This is a genomic window from Scytonema hofmannii PCC 7110 (genome assembly GCF_000346485.2).
Classification (GTDB): Bacteria; Cyanobacteriota; Cyanobacteriia; order Cyanobacteriales; family Nostocaceae; genus Scytonema; species Scytonema hofmannii.
On sequence record NZ_KQ976354.1, the window covers coordinates 4,543,110 to 4,561,128 of the forward strand.

21 protein-coding genes are annotated in these 18,019 nt (G+C 45.2%); 5 read left to right on the forward strand and 16 right to left on the reverse strand.

Going from position 1 to position 18,019, the window contains the following annotated elements; all coding sequences use genetic code 11:
• The first annotated feature begins 302 nt into the window (after window positions 1-302).
• The 5 genes from WA1_RS18775 (at window position 303) to WA1_RS18795 (ending at window position 6,235) form a co-directional block, all read left to right on the forward strand.
• Window positions 303-614 (forward strand): hypothetical protein, encoded by a 312-nt coding sequence (locus WA1_RS18775; RefSeq protein WP_148662716.1) that lies wholly within the window; start codon window positions 303-305, stop codon window positions 612-614.
• Between the two features lie 147 nt (window positions 615-761).
• Entirely contained in the window at window positions 762-1,613 is an 852-nt protein-coding gene (locus WA1_RS18780) for a hypothetical protein (protein ID WP_017742029.1), read from the forward strand.
• A gap of 338 nt (window positions 1,614-1,951) precedes the next feature.
• Entirely contained in the window at window positions 1,952-4,279 is a 2,328-nt protein-coding gene (locus tag WA1_RS18785) for a hypothetical protein (protein ID WP_017742027.1), read from the forward strand.
• 2 nt (window positions 4,280-4,281) lie between these two features.
• Window positions 4,282-5,007 (forward strand): hypothetical protein, encoded by a 726-nt coding sequence (locus WA1_RS18790; protein WP_017742026.1) that lies wholly within the window; start codon window positions 4,282-4,284, stop codon window positions 5,005-5,007.
• Window positions 4,988-6,235, forward strand: a complete 1,248-nt coding sequence (locus tag WA1_RS18795) for a hypothetical protein (protein WP_017742025.1) — start codon at window positions 4,988-4,990, stop codon at window positions 6,233-6,235. The genes WA1_RS18790 and WA1_RS18795 overlap by 20 nt, the downstream gene beginning before the upstream one ends.
• Here WA1_RS18795 and WA1_RS57060 read toward each other — a convergent pair.
• From WA1_RS57060 to WA1_RS18870, 16 genes are all read right to left on the reverse strand, one after another.
• A complete protein-coding gene (locus WA1_RS57060; protein ID WP_017742024.1) occupies window positions 6,232-6,396 on the reverse strand; it encodes a hypothetical protein in 165 nt (54 codons plus the stop codon). The two genes, WA1_RS18795 and WA1_RS57060, sit on opposite strands and share 4 nt — an antisense overlap.
• Before the next feature lie 49 nt (window positions 6,397-6,445).
• Window positions 6,446-9,151 carry a hypothetical protein gene (locus WA1_RS18800; RefSeq protein WP_017742023.1) on the reverse strand — a complete coding sequence of 902 codons (2,706 nt, stop codon included), beginning with the start codon at window positions 9,149-9,151 and terminating at the stop codon, window positions 6,446-6,448.
• A gap of 124 nt (window positions 9,152-9,275) precedes the next feature.
• The gene (locus WA1_RS18805; protein ID WP_017742022.1) at window positions 9,276-9,830 is read right to left on the reverse strand and encodes a hypothetical protein; all 555 of its coding nucleotides are present in this window, start codon (window positions 9,828-9,830) and stop codon (window positions 9,276-9,278) included.
• Window positions 9,830-10,429 (reverse strand): hypothetical protein, encoded by a 600-nt coding sequence (locus tag WA1_RS18810; RefSeq protein ID WP_033334789.1) that lies wholly within the window; start codon window positions 10,427-10,429, stop codon window positions 9,830-9,832. The genes WA1_RS18805 and WA1_RS18810 overlap by 1 nt, the downstream gene beginning before the upstream one ends.
• A gap of 2 nt (window positions 10,430-10,431) precedes the next feature.
• Window positions 10,432-11,784, reverse strand: coding sequence for a hypothetical protein (locus tag WA1_RS18815; protein ID WP_017742020.1), 1,353 nt, complete (start codon window positions 11,782-11,784; stop codon window positions 10,432-10,434).
• Window positions 11,781-12,371: a hypothetical protein gene (locus tag WA1_RS18820; protein ID WP_017742019.1), complete on the reverse strand. Its 591-nt coding sequence runs from the start codon at window positions 12,369-12,371 to the stop codon at window positions 11,781-11,783. Before WA1_RS18820 ends, WA1_RS18815 begins: the two co-directional genes overlap by 4 nt.
• Window positions 12,356-12,841, reverse strand: coding sequence for a hypothetical protein (locus tag WA1_RS18825; protein WP_017742018.1), 486 nt, complete (start codon window positions 12,839-12,841; stop codon window positions 12,356-12,358). The genes WA1_RS18820 and WA1_RS18825 overlap by 16 nt, the downstream gene beginning before the upstream one ends.
• The gene (locus WA1_RS18830) at window positions 12,841-13,239 is read right to left on the reverse strand and encodes a hypothetical protein (protein WP_017742017.1); all 399 of its coding nucleotides are present in this window, start codon (window positions 13,237-13,239) and stop codon (window positions 12,841-12,843) included. Before WA1_RS18830 ends, WA1_RS18825 begins: the two co-directional genes overlap by 1 nt.
• 1 nt (window position 13,240) lies before the next feature.
• A complete protein-coding gene (locus WA1_RS18835) occupies window positions 13,241-13,948 on the reverse strand; it encodes a hypothetical protein (protein WP_017742016.1) in 708 nt (235 codons plus the stop codon).
• A gap of 1 nt (window position 13,949) precedes the next feature.
• Window positions 13,950-14,729 (reverse strand): phage tail fiber protein, encoded by a 780-nt coding sequence (locus WA1_RS18840; RefSeq protein WP_017742015.1) that lies wholly within the window; start codon window positions 14,727-14,729, stop codon window positions 13,950-13,952.
• Window positions 14,722-15,090, reverse strand: a complete 369-nt coding sequence (locus tag WA1_RS18845; RefSeq protein WP_017742014.1) for a hypothetical protein — start codon at window positions 15,088-15,090, stop codon at window positions 14,722-14,724. Before WA1_RS18845 ends, WA1_RS18840 begins: the two co-directional genes overlap by 8 nt.
• 31 nt (window positions 15,091-15,121) lie before the next feature.
• Window positions 15,122-15,577, reverse strand: coding sequence for a hypothetical protein (locus tag WA1_RS18850; RefSeq protein WP_017742013.1), 456 nt, complete (start codon window positions 15,575-15,577; stop codon window positions 15,122-15,124).
• Window positions 15,574-15,909, reverse strand: a complete 336-nt coding sequence (locus WA1_RS18855) for a DUF4054 domain-containing protein (RefSeq protein ID WP_081402904.1) — start codon at window positions 15,907-15,909, stop codon at window positions 15,574-15,576. Before WA1_RS18855 ends, WA1_RS18850 begins: the two co-directional genes overlap by 4 nt.
• Window positions 15,906-16,325 (reverse strand): hypothetical protein, encoded by a 420-nt coding sequence (locus tag WA1_RS18860; protein ID WP_017742011.1) that lies wholly within the window; start codon window positions 16,323-16,325, stop codon window positions 15,906-15,908. The genes WA1_RS18855 and WA1_RS18860 overlap by 4 nt, the downstream gene beginning before the upstream one ends.
• On the reverse strand, window positions 16,325-17,161 hold the full coding sequence (locus tag WA1_RS18865; RefSeq protein ID WP_158516656.1) for a major capsid family protein: 837 nt from the start codon (window positions 17,159-17,161) through the stop codon (window positions 16,325-16,327). The genes WA1_RS18860 and WA1_RS18865 overlap by 1 nt, the downstream gene beginning before the upstream one ends.
• A 64-nt stretch (window positions 17,162-17,225) precedes the next feature.
• On the reverse strand, window positions 17,226-18,014 hold the full coding sequence (locus WA1_RS18870; protein ID WP_017742009.1) for a structural cement protein Gp24: 789 nt from the start codon (window positions 18,012-18,014) through the stop codon (window positions 17,226-17,228).
• Window positions 18,015-18,019: the final 5 nt, after the last annotated feature.

The following is an 18,019-nucleotide window of genomic DNA, read 5'->3' on the forward strand; positions in this document are numbered from 1 at the left end:
CTCCCGTGCTTCAGCCGGGAGTGAGCTTACCTTCGGGCGATCTGGAGACTGAGGAGAATTCGGTAAACTCCATCCGTTAACTATGCGCATAAAGTACATGGCGGCACACCCAGAGATTGAGGAGACAGTCGATGTTCAACAAAAGTTATTTCCACCATTTCAAATTGGTATAAAGTGGGAAAAATGATTGGAAATAAAAATCACGAATTTCAAAAAGCCTGACAAAATTAGGCTTGGACATAAAACTCAAAAATTTTACGTCCATCTCCCCAGGATTCATCGACTCACAGATAAAGATGATAATGAGTAAGGAACTTGAAGAATTTCTAGAGCAACCACCAGCGTGGATAGCAGTGATTGAGGCACCGCCACTGGCACCCACTTTTAAGCATTCATTAGGCACTATTCATGAAACAGGGATTCAATGGCGCACCTTTACGGGATGGGACGAGGAGCGATCGCGATCTATTCCCGTCATCGCTCCCTACCAACCAGGTGTGAGTGTAAAAACCCTTACCGCGATAAAGCAAGACAACAAATGGTTTTGGGAGTTTGAGTGGGTTACGAAAAAGTCAGACAAAGTGGACAGCCTTCATAGGTCATACAATCCCTAATGCAGATGGAAAAGTTGTTAACAAGGCTGTCCACTTTGTCAGGGATTAATGCAGGGGCTTCCTCCTCGCACTTCTCAAAGGAAATCTGAGGATGGCTTTTGAGTTACTATTAACGCACGTTGCTCTTAATCACCAATTCGGATCTTTATGGCAATTCACGACCTAATTAAAACTGAATCGGGATGGAAATGCAAAGTTTGCGATTGGCTGTGGCAAAGCAAGCCAAAAACTGAATGTCCCGGCATCACTCGATATGGTTGGAATCATCCAGACTGTTTAAAAACGAAGATCGAACTTCACAAGAAGAATCTCAAGCCCAAAGATAAAACCAAGCCAGATGCTTGTATCTATTCACAAAAAAGTTGCTGTTGGATATGGCTTTATGATGAGAAGAACTGTGAAGTGGATAACCCCAATTTACCACCGATTTATCAATGGGATGATAGAAGAGAGCTAAAAACAGTAGGTGAATTAAGAAAAATAAATTTAGCTCCTAGTGATGACATTAAAGCGGATGGAGTGGCATGGGTGTGGGATGAAGATGAGGAGTGGGGAAAGTGGATATCTCTTTATCATCGCGATGATTGCCAATGGCAACCCAAGGATAATTGGATTACTAAGTCGGCTCTAAAACAAAAGTATTTACTATCAGACGGATGGATTAAAAAAATAGGTGAGCCAGATAGAAGACTGGAGAATCGTAACTGGCGCAATGCCGCACCAATTCAACTTTACTCTAGGCAGAGGGTAGAGGCATTCCTAGCAGAAAATGCCACTGAATACGCTCACTGGTTGGACAGGCGAGAAAAGTACTTGGCAATTTTTGAAGCCAATAGAGACAAGATTTTTGAAAAACGCAATCTAATCAAGCAACAAACTGCTGATTGCTTGCGGTGTGCTTCCGGGTATTCCACTCCTGACGGATTCTTGTGCGCTATTTACCCGATGGGAGTAAAATATATGCCTTGTCCGGACTGGCAAGAAAGGAGTAAACCTTGAAATCTGCGAGTACAAGTACAGATTCAGTGGGGAACTTGCGGCAAATAGTTAAACGATCACTTACCTTTGTACACTTTTTGATATGGTCGGCAACTAAGAGATCTGACTGGCATTTGTTTGCGATCAGTATCAAGCCCCCCATTAAGTTTTCTTTCAGTTATCATGAGTGGTCTAGTGAATTTTGGCGAATGGAGATTCGTTTGTGCAAGCCCAAGTTTTACAGTTGCATCCCTTGGCACGCGCAGGAAGCTTATTGTTGGGAATTTCACGCCGATCTCAGTTTTCTAGATGACGACACTCCATTTTGATTTACAATAAGTCAGTTTTTTATCCCATAAATGGCTCTTATTCCCCGATACGCCGGTGTGGGCGAAACCTGTCCCCCCTGGCAAATTCAAGTCTTGAGTGGCGGCAACTTGTCGTCTGCTGGAACCCTCTATTTCAGCTTTCAACTTCAAAACCGTGCGGGTTTCAACAAGCCTTCAGCGAGCGCGGCGATCGCCTACTCCATCAATCAAAGAATCGTTATCACCATCCCTGAGTCAGTCCGCAAGGACGCTTGGGATATACATTACTTTGTGCTGAGTGCTGGAACCACAGCAGACGCCTCTCAACACGTGCAGATTGCCAGAGTCCCTGGCTATCAATACGGGTTGGGGATAGAACCACAATCAGTGAAGACAGTACTGCCAGCAACGATTGAATTGAGTAGAGATGTACATTTAGCTCTAGCTTCATCCATTGCCACTCTGGCGGATTTTCCAGTGGGTGCTAATCGATTAGATGGGCAGGTGAGGTGGGTCACCAGCGAATCAAAATGGTTTGAGTACAGAGCGGATTCAATTTTACCGATTACTACAGACGCAATAGAAGCGGATGTTGGGCGATGGGTACGGATTGGTGGTGCAAGTGCATATGTCACCGGCACAGCAATAGGGGTGGGTAGCGATCGCCCTATTGGTGCGATTAATCCAGTGACAATTATCCCCACTCCCACCTATCCCGGTCAAGATGCGGGAAATAACAAGGTGCTACCAGCTTGGGAAGCTCAATATTGGCTCTATAACTCTGGACCCGATGTGCTACCCGCAGGTCACGAATTTGGCGTGGAGTTAAGCTACAACGAGAAGCGCTCTCCCGACCTACTTAACGGGGTGGTAATGGTGAAATTCATCGGTTTTGCTTCTGCTGACGGAACCATCCGCACCACTGACGCTCAAGGCAGAAATTTCCCCAACACTGGCGCTTACTTTTCGTGGACTCCAAAAATCACAACAGTGTTTGTGACTGCTGATGACCTGCAAGTCGGGGAAGCGATCGCACTAGTAGTTAAACCCTTTTTCAGCAAAGCGGAACTGAACAACCAACTCACGCCGGGTAGCACTTTGGGTGTTATCCCAGCTATTCGCACTCAATCGGGTGATTTCAACCCACTAGGCAAGTTGTTCCCCACGGGTGCCGTGTACGCGATCGGGGACAGATATAGAGTAGTTCCCAACACCGGGCTATCGGTGGATATTTTATCTGGAAGTGCGATCGTTGGCTCTTATGATTTTCCCGAAAAGCCGCGACGCACTGTAGGCGGACTCGATCCGGCGACCGCAGGACAAAAAATAGTTATCAACGGCAATGGCGCAGTATTTGTTGACAGTCCAGCTTATACTCCCAGTGCCAGTGAGGCTTTGAGGGCGATCGTGAGTACATCGGCTGGCGAAAGCACGGTGGGTGAGTGGAGCAACGAGCTTGCCGTTTCGTCAGGTGGGTTGTCAGTTACACTCAACTATCCGTCTGCAATTCGCGATAACTACCCCGACGTTGTAGCTGGAAGCAATAAAGGGACATTTAATCCACCATTGGCTACAATTTACGTGCAGCGCACAGACACCGGAGAAATCCGCTCGTTCTCTGGGTTTGGGGTTGTTGTAGGAGGAAACTCACAGATTTTCACTGTTAATGATTGGAACAGTGGCTCAGTCGTCGCCTCACTCCCATCGGCGGCGGCTGATTTTTCTCTATTTGCACCGGGGGGGGTGGCGATCGCTTCTTCGATTGCTGGCAATTTTCCCGCAGCCACCTACAAGGCTTGTTATGCCTTTGTTTATGACGGGAATCAAGTTACTAGCATCTCTCACGCTTCACCGCCCTGTATAGCCGAAATAAACGGGGATTTTAGCCCTCCATCAATAAGTGTTGGATCTGTGACTGCGTTACCTTCAGGGTCATCGCCAACGGTTACAAATTCTGGGAGTGGTTCTCAAGCAATATTTAATTTTGGATTTTCTCCAGGTGAAGGTGCGGGTGGGGCTTCGTTCAGTGGTGAAATTGTCTGTTCCGGCACCTGTGTTATCGCGGGTACTGGAAAAGCGTTTAAATTCTATGCCCCACAACCAAATTTGGAAATCACGGTGCAAGTTAGTTTCGATATGACAGTTAGTACTGGTGCGAATTCAATTCAATTGCACCGATGGTCGCAAGAGCCAAATACGAATTTAAGTGGAAGAGAATTCGTTGCTGAAATGTCTCAAGCAGGAGGCAAGGCAACAGTTATCATTGATTCAATATATCGATGGATAAGTTTTTTTGCGAAAAATCCCAGCCTTGGCGACAATTTTGACGGTTGCTGCTTTACCGTTGAAGGAAATACTTTTACCCTTATGAGTTTCTAGTTATGAGAACGCTCATTAAACTTATTATTTATATAGGCGATCGCAAAGAAGAGCGATTTCTAAGATTGCTTGCGAAACTGGAATTTGGAGTTGCTATTTTTTGCGAAAAGCTATCACGAATGGCGCACGAAGAAGGATATTATAATTTATCAAAAATGCTAGCCGAGCACGCCAAGCAAGAAGAAAAGCACGGACGCATGTTATCTTCTTTGGTGGACGGCTGCGATCGCATATCGCTTAACGGTCAAACCGGGCATTGGTTTCACTTGAAGCGCTCCAACGGTCAAGACATACTAAAAACTCGCAATAATAGAGACTCAAAAGCAGAAGTTGCTACTCTATCTTGGGATTCTGTTGCTTATCCCGGAGAACGAATAGAGGGAGAATACGAAGCTCTAGATGGTATCAGTCAGCGCTATTTTTCTTTAAGATTGTTATTTGGAGGGCACAAGCCTGCGGATTTTTCTTGGGCAGACAGGCTGGCTTTTATGCACTGTTTGGAGTTAAGAACGAAAGAATTTTATGAAATGCTCTCAACTCAATCTAAACTGGAAACATTGAGGGCGATTTCATCTCAGATTGCTATTGACGAGAAAGAGCACGGCGACTATCTCAAATACGCGCTGACCAGTTTTTCTGAGCTACCTGCGTCACACATAGAAAAGTGGCAATTTCGGCTGTATTGTTCGTTATGGGGATTATTGGTTGATGGCTGGAGGTATCTCTGAATCCCAACTGTGGAACACGTGGAAGCAAGCTACAAAGCGCATGGTTCCCGTGAAGGTTGGCAAAGCAAAAAAAGGCGATCGCGTATATTTTAGCATGGGTATTGGTCGGGTTCAGGGGCAATGCTTGACCGATGTCAGTGGAGATGCGATCGCGTTATTAACTGACAAGGGGAATTGGTATCTATTAGGGGAAGATCGGGGGGGGGAAGATCGGGGGACAGAGAGCCGGAGCACCACTCGCGTTCTAGAGTATAGAAGGGTAGATGTCAAGAAAAAAGAGATCGCTGGTTACGTTGGATTCGCCAATCTAGGAAGTGAATACCCGTTAGGCAGGTCTACGGTAAAAATTTGGCGTTTTAAAAAAATTCCGGAATCACCTTCTTTTACAAATCTCGTCGAGTTTGCCGTGCTTAACACTTCCCCTGTCGTTTCTTACAATTCCATGATTGTTCGAGAAAGAAAAATACAATACTGGTTTGGGAGGAATATCGGGGCAATTTACGTAAGATTAATCGCCAGTACTTTTATTCGGAAGCTAGTTTTTAATTCAGCCTCTTCTTTATTGGAGGAAGATAGTTTTCATAACTTAAGCGTTGAGTTTTTAGAATATAGTGACGACTATAATTACTATTATAATAATGTTGCCCAATCACCAATTACCAGAGTTGTTAAATATTTTGATAGCGAAAATCAGTTGAAGTTGGCGGCAGTACTGACGACTAGTGACGAAACAGATGCTAGCACTCAAGGAGTTTTTATTTGGAATTTAGGCGATGCCGCCAACCCCACTTTTCCGACGAATGTTTGTTGCTATTTTGGAAGGGCATTTGGAAGGACGGACACCACCGCTAGAGATCGCCCCGTTGATATGTATGGCGTTCGAGGTGGTATTGTTTTTGATTTTATTTATTTTAAAATTTTTGTGAAGGACGAATATTTGAAGTTTGCTCAAGGGAAGAAATTGCTTCAGGCGGATTTGATATTTTCAAGCGATACTCCCCCAACTTTTATTTGGTATCAAGAGCCTGGGGTTCCTCAAAATTTAGTAAAAAGCGATCTGACGATTGGGAATATGCCGCCTCCAATAGATACGCGATCGCCGTATCTTCTTAAACCCAGTCCACTACAGCCGTATTTCTATCAAAACTTTCTGAGCAATACTCCTAAAAATTTGTTTTTACCAATTAGTAATAAAGATATTGCAGGTGATGCTCGGATTTTCCGCTAGCGCCCGTAACCTAGATAGCGCTTGGTTGTCGTCTTTGTCTCGGTTTTGGGTTTGTTGATCGCGTAAGCTTGTCCCCTTAGTTTTACATTGATTTTGCTATTTGTTTCTGATATTCGTGGAAACAAAGATTTCCACAATTGAAGAATTTCTCTGTCTTGCATAGTATTCGTTGTTTGTCTTTTGTTATCTGCGGAAATTCCGCAGATGCGATTATCCGGGATTGCGACGCGATCGCACGCTCGCCCAGTCCAGCAGCTGACCGAGGTTTTCGTTAATAATGTTAATGACTAACACGCTCAACTCTGGATTTGACGGATCGCCGTTGACCGGGATTTTAAAGTATTCCAATTGTGGCAGCATCCAGCGTCCCAACGTCAACCGGGTAACGGCGGTGAGACGAGGTTTTCTGTCAATTGCTCCGAGAATATTTAACGTAGTTGAAGCGCCCAGGACTACTCTTTGGCGGTATTCACCATTGAGATAGTAGTTAAAGCGATCGCCCTCTTTGATGTTTAGGTTACCTCCTATATCCAAAGTTTCCGTCAGTCCCTGTCTCCAGTTTTCGATAGCGAGCTTGCACCTTGCGGCTGTTAGTGCTTCTTCTAAAGTTTTGGCGAGAGGGAAATCTTCGGAGCCGTTTACTGGATCTTCCGAAGTGTAGCCCGGAGTGCGGATTAAATATTTGTATTGTTGTTCGCGATCGCTCTCGGTTTTGGAATTGTTTTGAGAGGGTTCTTCTTTTGCGTACAGCGCCACTCTGCGTTGGTGAACGGGCAGATCTCCCGTTCCTTGTTCGATGCTGGTTTCAGCGAGAGCTTGAGCGATCTGTTGCCCTTCGGCTTTGAACTTTTTGATGTACTTGATCCACTTTTGAGGATACAACTGAACACCTTGTTCATAGATAGGAATTTTGTTATCAAATCCCACAAGTTTTTCCTCATAGACTGCGGGAATGACTTCTACTCTTGCCTCAAACATTGACTCTTCTCCCACAATCAAATCGGGTGCAAGCTTGGTTTCAGAGTCTGGTTCCACACCTTCGTTGTCTGGGTTGGGTCGGGAAGCAAAGGCAAATGATTCAGTGCGTTCCCATTCTACGTAGTAAGGGGGTGCGTAATCGGGGTTGATAAGTGCTCGCAGCGAACTTGTCCCATCTCGGTTGCATACCTTGTAAGTCTCGAATAATCCTTCAGAACTGTATTCCGGCATCAACTTCAATCTGTAGCTGCTACGACTAGTGACCGGGATTCGGAAAAATTCGTAAAGCTCTTGTTCTTCGTCGGTTTCCTCTATTTCCAGGGTTTCGGGGCTATCGGTAGATTCTTGCCGCCAGCGAACGGTGTTGTATCCGGACTCGAAAATATAAAGTAAATATCCAGTGCCTTCATCGTAAATGTAATCGGTGCGCGTGCGCTTTATGCACTTCCAGTACTGTAGCGCGTTCCCCTTAAGTTCATCGCTACCGTCATCGTAGATTTGGAGTGCAGTGTAGGCAAACCCCCAAATTTCGTCAACTTTGCTTACCTCCGTCCCATCTTCTTGATTGACGTAGCTGCGGGTTTTTGTCGATCCACCTAGATCGAAACACAAACTCATGACTCTAATAACAGACACTCCATCGGGCGGGTTGTGAGCGTTTAAATCTCCATCAATTCTCGTGTCTCTGGTTGGCGGTTTCCGCACGTAGCGCGGCTGGCTTTGTCCTTGTGTTTTTTCTCTAGTATCGTCTTTTGGGTTTGAAAATTCCCCTGTTAATTCTACATTGGGATACTCAAAAGCTAGTGCCGTTGGAATCTCTGATTTAATTGTGGGAATTGGCGCTTTTTGGATGGCTGATGGGAAATAAACAAAATCTGGAGCAATGGGGTTGATGTTGGGAACGATCGCGGCTCTTTTGGATGGACGAGCGATCGCATCATAACTAGTTTCAACTTCTCCGAGTATATCAGGCTCTTGATAAAACCAAGCTTTGGTGGAATTGATGGGAATGACCTCAACAGCAGATGTCGTTGACCAGCGAACAAAACTGTTGGCTACCCTCAATCGCTCTTCTAGTAATTGCGAAGGACTAACGACTGCATCTCTTGGAGTTCCTCTCTCAATGGGGACTGGCTTGAGTGTTGGTCCCGAATAAGGGATTCCCGCACGGCTCAATAATTCTTGAATGCTGACGCTGTTATTTGGATCGGTTGTGCTGTTTAAAACCCCCGTGGAACATTCGGGGTCTTGAAATGGCTCGTTGTTAGGCGTGCTGTTACCGCCGTCGCGCCGCAAAAATACTGGGTCTTCAATGCGGTTTTCCCACTTACCACCTAAACTTACGCTGATTTTACACCTTGAATCGGGGTAAATGCTGCGAGGTAGTTCCACAATTCTGATGCTGTTGATTCTCAGTGGTAATCCATAAATTTCCAGTTCTGTGCCCGGTGTGAAAATCTGCTGTAGTTGGGATTTGCTAAGAGTTGATTCTAGTTGGAAACTGACTCTGGGATGTTGCTCGAAGTCGCGATCGATTTGAATATTTCCCTCTAGTGGCAGTCGGGTAAACAGCCACGGGTAAGGACCGGGAAGCATCGGTGGGGCGTATTTGATTTGCTCTTTCTTACCCAGCAGAACGAGCGATCGCACTCCCGGAACAAATACCCGCACCGTCTTGGTATAGGGGTCGTATTGATATTCGCCGTACTTTAAAGTTTTGGCGACTGTTGGGGTTAAAGTTTGTCCGTTGGCGATAACGGAAACGAGATCCAAGTCTTGAGGAAGGGCGATGATTTTCGGTGGGTTGTTAATGGCGATCGCTTCAACTTCTCCATAATCAATTCGCACCAAAGGAGCGTATCCACCCTCAGGCATTTCTGTCAGGTGGGCAGTGTAGGTAGTATCAATTGTAGGTGAGTTAAAGTCGATTGAAATCACTTTGTTTACACTTTTTCTTGTTTAACTTACTTGTGATTCTCTGTCTCTTCCCAGATTAAAGCGATGTATATTAGAACGACTAGCGGCATCAAAATCAATAGTAAAATCAATCCCAAAATTAATATCATCTCAGTTGCATATGTCCTTCGCTGTCAATGTTAAATTGCATGAAGGTGCGATCGCATATTTCATTTAAGTCTTTTATCTCTACCGAAGTGGGCTTTGCTGGAACATTTAAGCTGTCAACGATGACATTTAAGTTATCAACGATGACATCCCAAACTGCTTTTAAAAATTGATAATCGGGTGATGCTCCCATTGCTATATCAGCACAATTAGAAACTAAAACTTGTGCTTCTATCTTAGCGGAGGATTGATTGCAGATTCTTCTAAATCCCGCATTCAAGATGATTGTTTTATTGAAATCAACCCAGTTTGGCTGTACTGGATCGGGCGGCGGTGCAAGGTCGGGGCGGTCTCTGAGTTCGTAATTCAAGTCTTTTCCTTCTGCCCAATTATCCCAAGCAGTTTTTATAGAATTGCGCGTGGGTTCGTAGTCTATAAGATTCCAGTTTATAGTTTTGGAATTTATATCCCAAGGGACTTGAGAAAATGAATCATCGGTTTGAACGTGGATTGTGACTATGTTACCAGTGTGATCGTAAGTTATTTTTATCATTATCTTATTAGCCTGTACTCGATCATTTGGGTGACATTGATAGAATTTCCAGAAGTTCCTTGTTTCTGCCACAAGGTTCTAAAGCTCGTTGGATATTGATTTTGTCCGAGATTTTGAAGAGCCAAATTAATATTTGTTGCCTGAGTAGAATATATTTGTCCAGAAGCGCCCCCTTGCGTATTAATAGAAACCAGTCCAGTTACGGGAGCAGCTAAAATCGCGGCGCTAGTGTTGTTGTAATAGTAAATTTGTCCCCCGGAGAGAGAATCGAATAAAAAATAATCCGTTGCTGAACTTACTGTCACGCTGAAAATGACAGCAATGCTTACATTTACTACAAAAAGTCCCCTGAATCTATTATTTGGAATTGGGCATACAGCCCATTGATTATTGGAAGCTATGCCAACTCCTGAAAATCCCGTAGTGACTTGAGATGCGTGGAATAAGGTTTTAGAAAGCCAATACGTCCCGTTCCATGTCCACTCTTGAACCAGATCTCCATTGCTATTTCTCTCCATCCAAATTTGCCCTCTTTTTGGAGAAAGTGGAGAATTTATGGAATCAAAATATAGTCCTCTGTCTAGTATTTGTATAACCATTTTTACATCCCCACCGCAACTAAAGAAATATTGGGAGATGTGCCAGTTATAACTGTCACATTTGCCTTGAGATAGCCTGTGGGAGTATTAGTGAGGATTAGTATTCCTCCATCAGCCGTATCGGTGAAAGTTGTTACAGTGTGCCATTTCGAGCCATTGGCACTTATTTGAATATCTATTGAAATAGTTGTTAAACTTCCGGAGTTTACGATTAGTTGAATTTGAAAATCTTTAAAAATACTTCCAAGATTTTGAGAGCTTCCGTTTACTGAAGTCGTAACGTTCGATAGCAAAGAAACTGGCTGTAATGCAAAATTACTGACAGAGACAGAGCCGATCGCATTACTCCCAGCAGATAGTGCAGGCAGCGAAGAAACTGCAACGCTTCCACTTACTGGTTGAGTGGCTGGGAAGTTAGAAACTGAAACCGAGCCAGAAATAGCTTGAGTCTCCGGGAAATTCCCGACGCTTATATTACCCGACACTAGCTGAGTGCTAGGAAAGTTCGAGACTGAAACCGAACCGCTAATCGGTTGAGTACTGGCGCTGCTATCAGTTTTTAAAGCTCCGTTGATCGTTAGAGCGGGTGGGAGGCGATTGCGAACTTGAGCAAGCGTTATTTCCGTCGCTCCCCCAGTTGTGGAACCGCCCGCACCCTCAACGATTACTTTGCCATCTTCCGTGACAGCGATCGGCTTAACGTCGCCGCTAGGGTCTATGCCCCCAACCACTTGCGTTTCTGTAATATCTGGTGATGTTGTAAAAGTCATTGTTCCCGGTCTTAGAATGGTTTCTTTAAAAGTAAAACCCCAGTCTTTTTTTAAATAATCTTCTTTAGCTTTAATGAGCGAAGGAAGGTTGGTATCTAATACTAACTCGCCCCACCTAATAGTTGCTAATTCACCATCATAAGCACTTGCGCTTGTGGTTTCTGGATGGCAAAAATCGACAACCTTAACAGGAGAATAACGCCTGTATGAGGTTGTTTCCGATATGTCTGCTAATTGTTTTATAATATTGAGTATTAATTTTCTGTGGTCTTTGACTGTAACCTTAAATCCCCTGCGTGTATTAGCAGGGGCGTAGACAGCAGGTGAATTAAAAGTATTTCTAAATCCCTTTTCCCCTAACACGTCGTTTTCTACGTCGTAGTCGGGGTACAGGGTTAAATAAATATAGTCTTCTGTATCATCAGCGTCGTATAAAGTTGCATCAAACAAATCCAAATGTTTGTGCTCTAGGTTTAGTTGTTCTGCGGTTGCTAGCGGGACTCTCAAAAGCAATCGTTTGTGACTAAAACGAGCATCACAAGCATGAGTTTGGTGGTAAGCTATAACATCATCTCTTAGTGTCATTTTCTGAATATCATCCTTCCGCTTACAGTTCCAAGGCTGATAGACGTTATTCTGACTCGCATATATCTTGCTAGTTTCCTCGGAGAGTAAAATCCTGCTGAGCTAGCAGAAGTCATAAAACTATTTGAAGTATCGCTTAAATTTTCAAATGCGATCGCATTCCAACTACTATTATTGTTGCTACCTTCAATAGTAAATGATGTTGTTGGCATCCCAGTAAAAGTTATTTGCAGAACTGCTGAATTGTAAGCTTTAACATCGGTGGATGCGATCGCAAATCCGCCCGCAGCAGTTGCGCTTCCAGATACCTCTAGATACTCTTCTCTCAATGCTACTACTACAGCAGTATCGTCTGCTGCTGTAGGGGTGTTGGCATCTTTAATTGTTGCCTGAGTTTGATTTGTCTTGTCCTTGAGAGATGTACTGCTATTGGCAGTGGTACTACTTTCTTTTGCTCTTTTGATATTAGCAAGAGTTTCTAGTAGCTTTTCCGGATAACCATTGGGAAAACGTTCTCCGTGAGCCGCTAGTGCATCCTTAGCTCTTTGTTCTAGCTGTTCTAGAACTGTGTCTAGTTTGGTTGACATGGTGAGAAAAACTTGCTTGTCTTGCGATTAGTTTCACTTTCAAAAGTGACTTTAATATCAATCTCAAAAATGATTAATTGGTCGCTGTTTTTGTGTTCTGCAATTGACACGCTACCAGACGGCTCAATTTGTTGGATATCGGGACTTAGGCAACTAGGGGTTTGCAGTTGGGTCAATATTTGAGTCAAAAGCGCTTCTGCTTCTCCTCGTGGCAATCGTTCGTATTCGTAACAAGAATCAAAGCGATAAATCACTTGGAATGGGATTGTGGTTGTGACAATTGAAACCCTTGATTCTCCCCACCCTTCACCCGGAGTTATCTCAATATCCAGCGCTGGTTTGTCCAACCCAATGGAAGGCGGTTCTTGCGATTTTTGGATGCTGTCAGGCAATCCCAAGCCCCATCGGTCAATCCGCAACTTGGATTTTAAATACTCCTTAAATAGTGATCGCAATTCCCCAATATTCATCAGTTTGTCTGGGTAACGTCAGCTTCGATAAAGAATTTGCCCTTCTCTAAAGTTCTCACCGAAACGGGCGTCGTTGTTTTCATCTGAATGTCGTAAAACAACTCGTCATCCTGCTTGAGGATTTCCGTGTCGGTGGATGCAATTGCGATCGTTGCTTCGAGCATATTCGACGCAACAGAGGCGACTGTTATACCCCCATTAGTAGCGGAAGTTTTTTGAATAATAGCATCCCCATCAGGGTCAGATGGATTGATTTTGGCGGTAAAAGTGAATGAGAAGTTAGCGGCTACCAAGCTTTGACCCACCAATCTTACCTTGATGTTTTCGGTGTCGCCCCGTGTAAACTTCGAGTTGTTTACGCTTCCACTAGATGACTCTCTAAAAATAGTTGCTCGCATATTAACAAGAATGACTGTAAGTATCTAAAGCGAATCGGTCGGACTCAATCGTGTAAATTTCATCCGCCAATCTGTCAATAATTTTAGCAGTGTAAAAAACTACTTTTCGCCCCAATGTTAACCCTTGGGTGTCGTAGGGGTAAAGAACAATTTGAGCGATTAGACGTTGTGCTTGTCCCAGTTGTGTAGTCGCTGGTGAGAGGTCGGTGACGGTAATGTCACCTTGGTTTGATTGGTTGGTTTTTACGGTCAGAGGTTTGTCCGCAATGTCGTGCTTCAAAGCAAAAACGATTTCTGGTTCTGTGGGAAAATCCCCGATCGCTGTCAACTGAATAATGTGAGTATCTCCCCTTCTTAGAGTTGCGCCTTTTAAAGGAGTTTCGCTGTCAGCTTTCAGAACTGTTAATTGCCCTTGTGGTGGTAGTGGCAAATTCCGTCGCCTCAGTGCCGCAATGTTGGCATTGTCAACGGTGTCAGTTTTGATGCTGAGCACCATTGCTCGCCTGGTATTGCTGCTAAATTCTGGTAAAGCGTCGCTAACTTGAACGGGCGATCGCAATGCCAGCTTTGCGTTGCTGACTGCGGAATTAGGAGCTTCAAGAACATTGATTTTGCCCTTAATGCTGCGGTGATAGTTGACCGCCAAAATTTCGGCGGGAGTGACATTGAAGTCAGTAAAAATGCGACTGAAAAGCGATACTTTAACCATATCAAGCCCTCACAATGAGGTTGCCAGGGGAGATGTAAAGCTTGTCTTTTCTATGGATTGCTCTGCGGGTTAGCGGTGCTTTCCACAGTACGTTCCCGCCGTCGTCTAGTAGCGCGAATCCCGCAACTTCTGGTAAATCGATTTCTGGCTTGGGAAATTCTATCGCTTGTAAATTACTGATAGAGCGACTCGTCGGAGCACCCCAATAAGCAGAAGTACAAGGCACTATTGGGAATTCATAACCAGCGACGTTGATTTGTTGAATTGTGTCGGTATCGTCTGGGGGCGCTGCTAATAATGCCACTCTGACAAAGGGAGGAGGGGCGATAGAAACGCCCCTAAGCACGTTTAATCTTTTGTTTGCCCAGTAACTGCTGGAGTACTGTTTTTTTAATAATTTGCTAATTATTAAATCGCCTACATCAAAGTAGGGCGGATCTCCAATGCCAATAATTTTAGTTATCTCATTAGTACCAAAATACCAGACATTAGAACCATCTGCGATCGCGACACCCATAGGAGTATCCCAAGCACCCGTAGGCATGGGAAATTCCAGTTCGGCAACATTGGAAATCTCGCGATTGGCGGCGTTGCCCCATTGTGCGGGTAGTAGATTGAAAGCAGCGTATCCAGTGCCAGCAACTGAGGTATGTGCTCCAGTTGCTGACGGTACATCTTTGGTGAGGTGAAGCTTTAATCCACCACTAGGGTACTCGAACGCTTCACCTCTAAGCGTTGACAGTTCTTTGTGAGCTAAGTATTCGCTCTGACCTTCAGCCATTTGATACCTCACAAATAATAGCTTGCTCTGCCAGTCCAATAACCTGACTCCTCAACCAAATTGCCATATGGTCTGGATTGAACGGCTTGCACTCAAGCGATGGAGCACCCATGACCATGTACAATGCGGCTAATGCGTAATGTCTTTCAATGGATTCGGAGCAAGAATTGATGATGATTTCTGCCAACTCCTGGCATCTGACAACGTACTCTCGACCGCCAATATCAGGGTCTGCCATTGCGATCGCTACTTCTTTTGCTGCTAACCTAATTTGTTGACAGCGCCTAGCTTGGTCTTCGCTAAAAAGGGCGTTCTGGGAAAACCATTTGTCAATTAATGATAAGGATTCTTGGTCTAGCATATTTTTGGGTGCGGAATTTCCGCAGATAGATTTACAATCCCCGGCGCTCGTCCGGTCTTCTTCTTAAAATTAGGTTCCAAGTTAGCGGCAATTCGTTGATAATGACAAACTCCGCTTCAAAACCACCAGCGATCCTGTCAAAGAGTAATTGGGAGTCAACAAAGTAGCTGATTCCAGTGCCGATGATATGTTCTTTGGGGTATCTTCGACTGATGCCACTCACCAATAGATCGTCAATTTTGATTTGCTGGCTGGTGTTGAAAGCAGCAGCTAAGGTCGGTGAAACTCTGTCAATTATGGGTTTGGGATCAATTTCCAAATATGCGATCGCCATCTCGTTTGAGTCTGCTGGCAGCCATCGCCTTTGGATAATAAGCGATCGCGCCGTAGGGATTTCGAGTTCGCTAGCACGGCGAGCCACTCTATCCCGCAGTGATGCCATTCTCTCAGTCAAGCTGGTTTTAGGGCGGGTATCTTCAGTGCTCATACTGTAAACCCCGAAACAGGAATACCAGACCGCAATTGCAAAAATTGCTGACCGTAAGTAGTCCCGTTGAACCAGTTATCCGACCCCATCAAGTTTTTGCCCTCTTTCCCCTTAGCGGATTGCACGGCTGCTGCTACAGTTGCTGCAGCTTGTAAATCTCTCATGGTCAGAATGTGGGCGGTAACCAGCCCTAATGCGAGGTTGCGATCGGTTCCCCAAACATCAATGGGACAAAACCGTGCGGCTTGAGCGATCGCGACCTCAACTTGACTTGGATTCCACGCTTGAAACTCATCGTACTGACTTAAGAATTGAGAGGAAGTGAGCATCATTCCTCCTCGTCTTTCGTTTCAGTAGTTGGAGTTTTTTTGTCTTTGTCTTCTTCTGCCAGTTTCAGCTGAGAGTGAATGGCATTCTTAACCGTTGGTCGGTTCTCAGATTCCAGCCACGACTTCAATAAACTAACGGCGAAAGTCCGCTTAACCAAAGCGACCGCTTCCGTTTGATTTTTGGGAAGGGTGGGGGTTTCTGTTTTTTCGTTGGTTGATTGCGAGATGATTCGCAAAATTCCATTGTCCAAGCACGATTGAATAGCAGTCCACAAGTGGGGTTGACCTTGCAGTGCTTCCCACTTTTGCAAGTCGTAGTTTTTGACTCCGGGGACTATGGTCAAGTCTCCTATTATGTAGGGACCGGAACGAGAAGGAGAAAACAGTTTGGGTCGATATTCAAGCAAGATTTGCTGCATTACAGATTCTCCACAATAACAGCTGACAAAGCTTGAATCATGGAAACTCCACCGCAGCGCTCGTGACAGTCAATTTCAACTTCTTTTCCTTTGTCATTGGGTGGAAGTTGCTCGAAGTCCTGGGGGATGTGGAGAACGATATGGTCTGGGTCTCGCACGTAAGCGAGCATCGTGTTGCTGCCATTAATCCCCGACCCTTCACACTGAGAGCACCAATCAACGTAGTTAATATTGGGGTTGGCTTTTCTAAATAACTCCATTAAAAAAGTGTCGGAGTCTTCAGATTTCGTAGTCGAGTTTAAGTAGCCGAAATCTTCCTTGCTAAAAAGGACGGCTGTGATTTCAAATTCCGCTAGATACCAAGGCACTCTCACCCAAGAATTGAGCCTGTCTAATTTCGCTTGAGCGGGAACGGCTGGATCTGTTAGCTTAATGTCGCTGACAACCCTCGGCGTGGTGGGGTATGTCAATGCTCCCAGTAATCCAGAAGATTCATCGCCCAAATAAGCAATTTCATTTTCAGATTTCATGATAAATCGCTTTGCTGCCATAGCCCTGCGATCGCTCAAATTTCTGCCAGTCGCTGCAGACGAACGAACTTCTTGGAAATTGTAGCCGTAGGAGTCGCCCAAGCCGCGAACGTGCGCCCAGTGGCGGGAAGCGACGACATCAACGCGGGGCCAGTCACCAGAGTAAGAAGTGATAATTTTTGCCATACCCACTTCTTCATAGAGGTCGATGCCAATCATTTCTGCGGCAGGTCCACCCTCGTCACTTACCGGAAAATGCTCGCGGCTTTTATATTTGGGAATGGGTTTTTCATAAACTTGAGTCATGATGAACTCAAGTTGATTGTTAAAAAATGCGGTTTCGTCCGCGTCTAGATGTTTAAAAACCATATTACGCTACTACAAACTTTTCACTACCAGTTAAAAATATTTCGGCCAATCCGGTGCCCCCGGTGATGCACCGCGCCCCAGATAATTCCACAACTCCAGTGCCCGCAGTGGCAGTAAATCCGCCAAGTAGGGTATTGCTGCCACTCGCCTGGAATCTTACGTAAACTTTACTGTTTACGGTCATTGTTCCCTCGACTGGCACCCAGATCGATCCCATTTGAATGACGGGCATCGGTTCGGTGTTGTCGTAGCTCGCACCGCCGCCGTAATACTGAGCCTTTTGGCTGTGGAGCGTTACGCCCAAAAATTGCTGGGTGTTGGCAGTTGGGATGCGGGCAACATCCTCTTTGTCGGTTGTTGCGCGAACGACTGCAAGACCAAAGCCAATGGGAGAAGACTGCGCGGCGGTTGCTGTGGGTGCGATCGCGTATCCAGTTCCGCCCCCGGTGATAACTGCACTAAAAGCAACTCCAGGGTAGCCAGTGAGCGTAAAAGTTCCCGCTCCCGTCGCGGTGGCGCGAACGCCTAAACTAGCTAGGTTGATTTCAGCTATCAGTCCGTCTCTAATGCCCGTTGCGGTATCGGTAGCCGTGCTTTGGTAGGTGACGGTTTGCCCGTCAACAAGGACATTGTAGGCAGTGTTTACAGCCGCAGTTCCCACGGTTATTGTACTGACCTGCGCGACCTCGTTTGAGGAATTTTTGAAAGTCGCAATCCCGCCCGGAATTCTTCTACAGCCCTGCATGCCGGGTATTCCGGGTGCTGATTCGATTCTATCTGAATATGGCATGGATA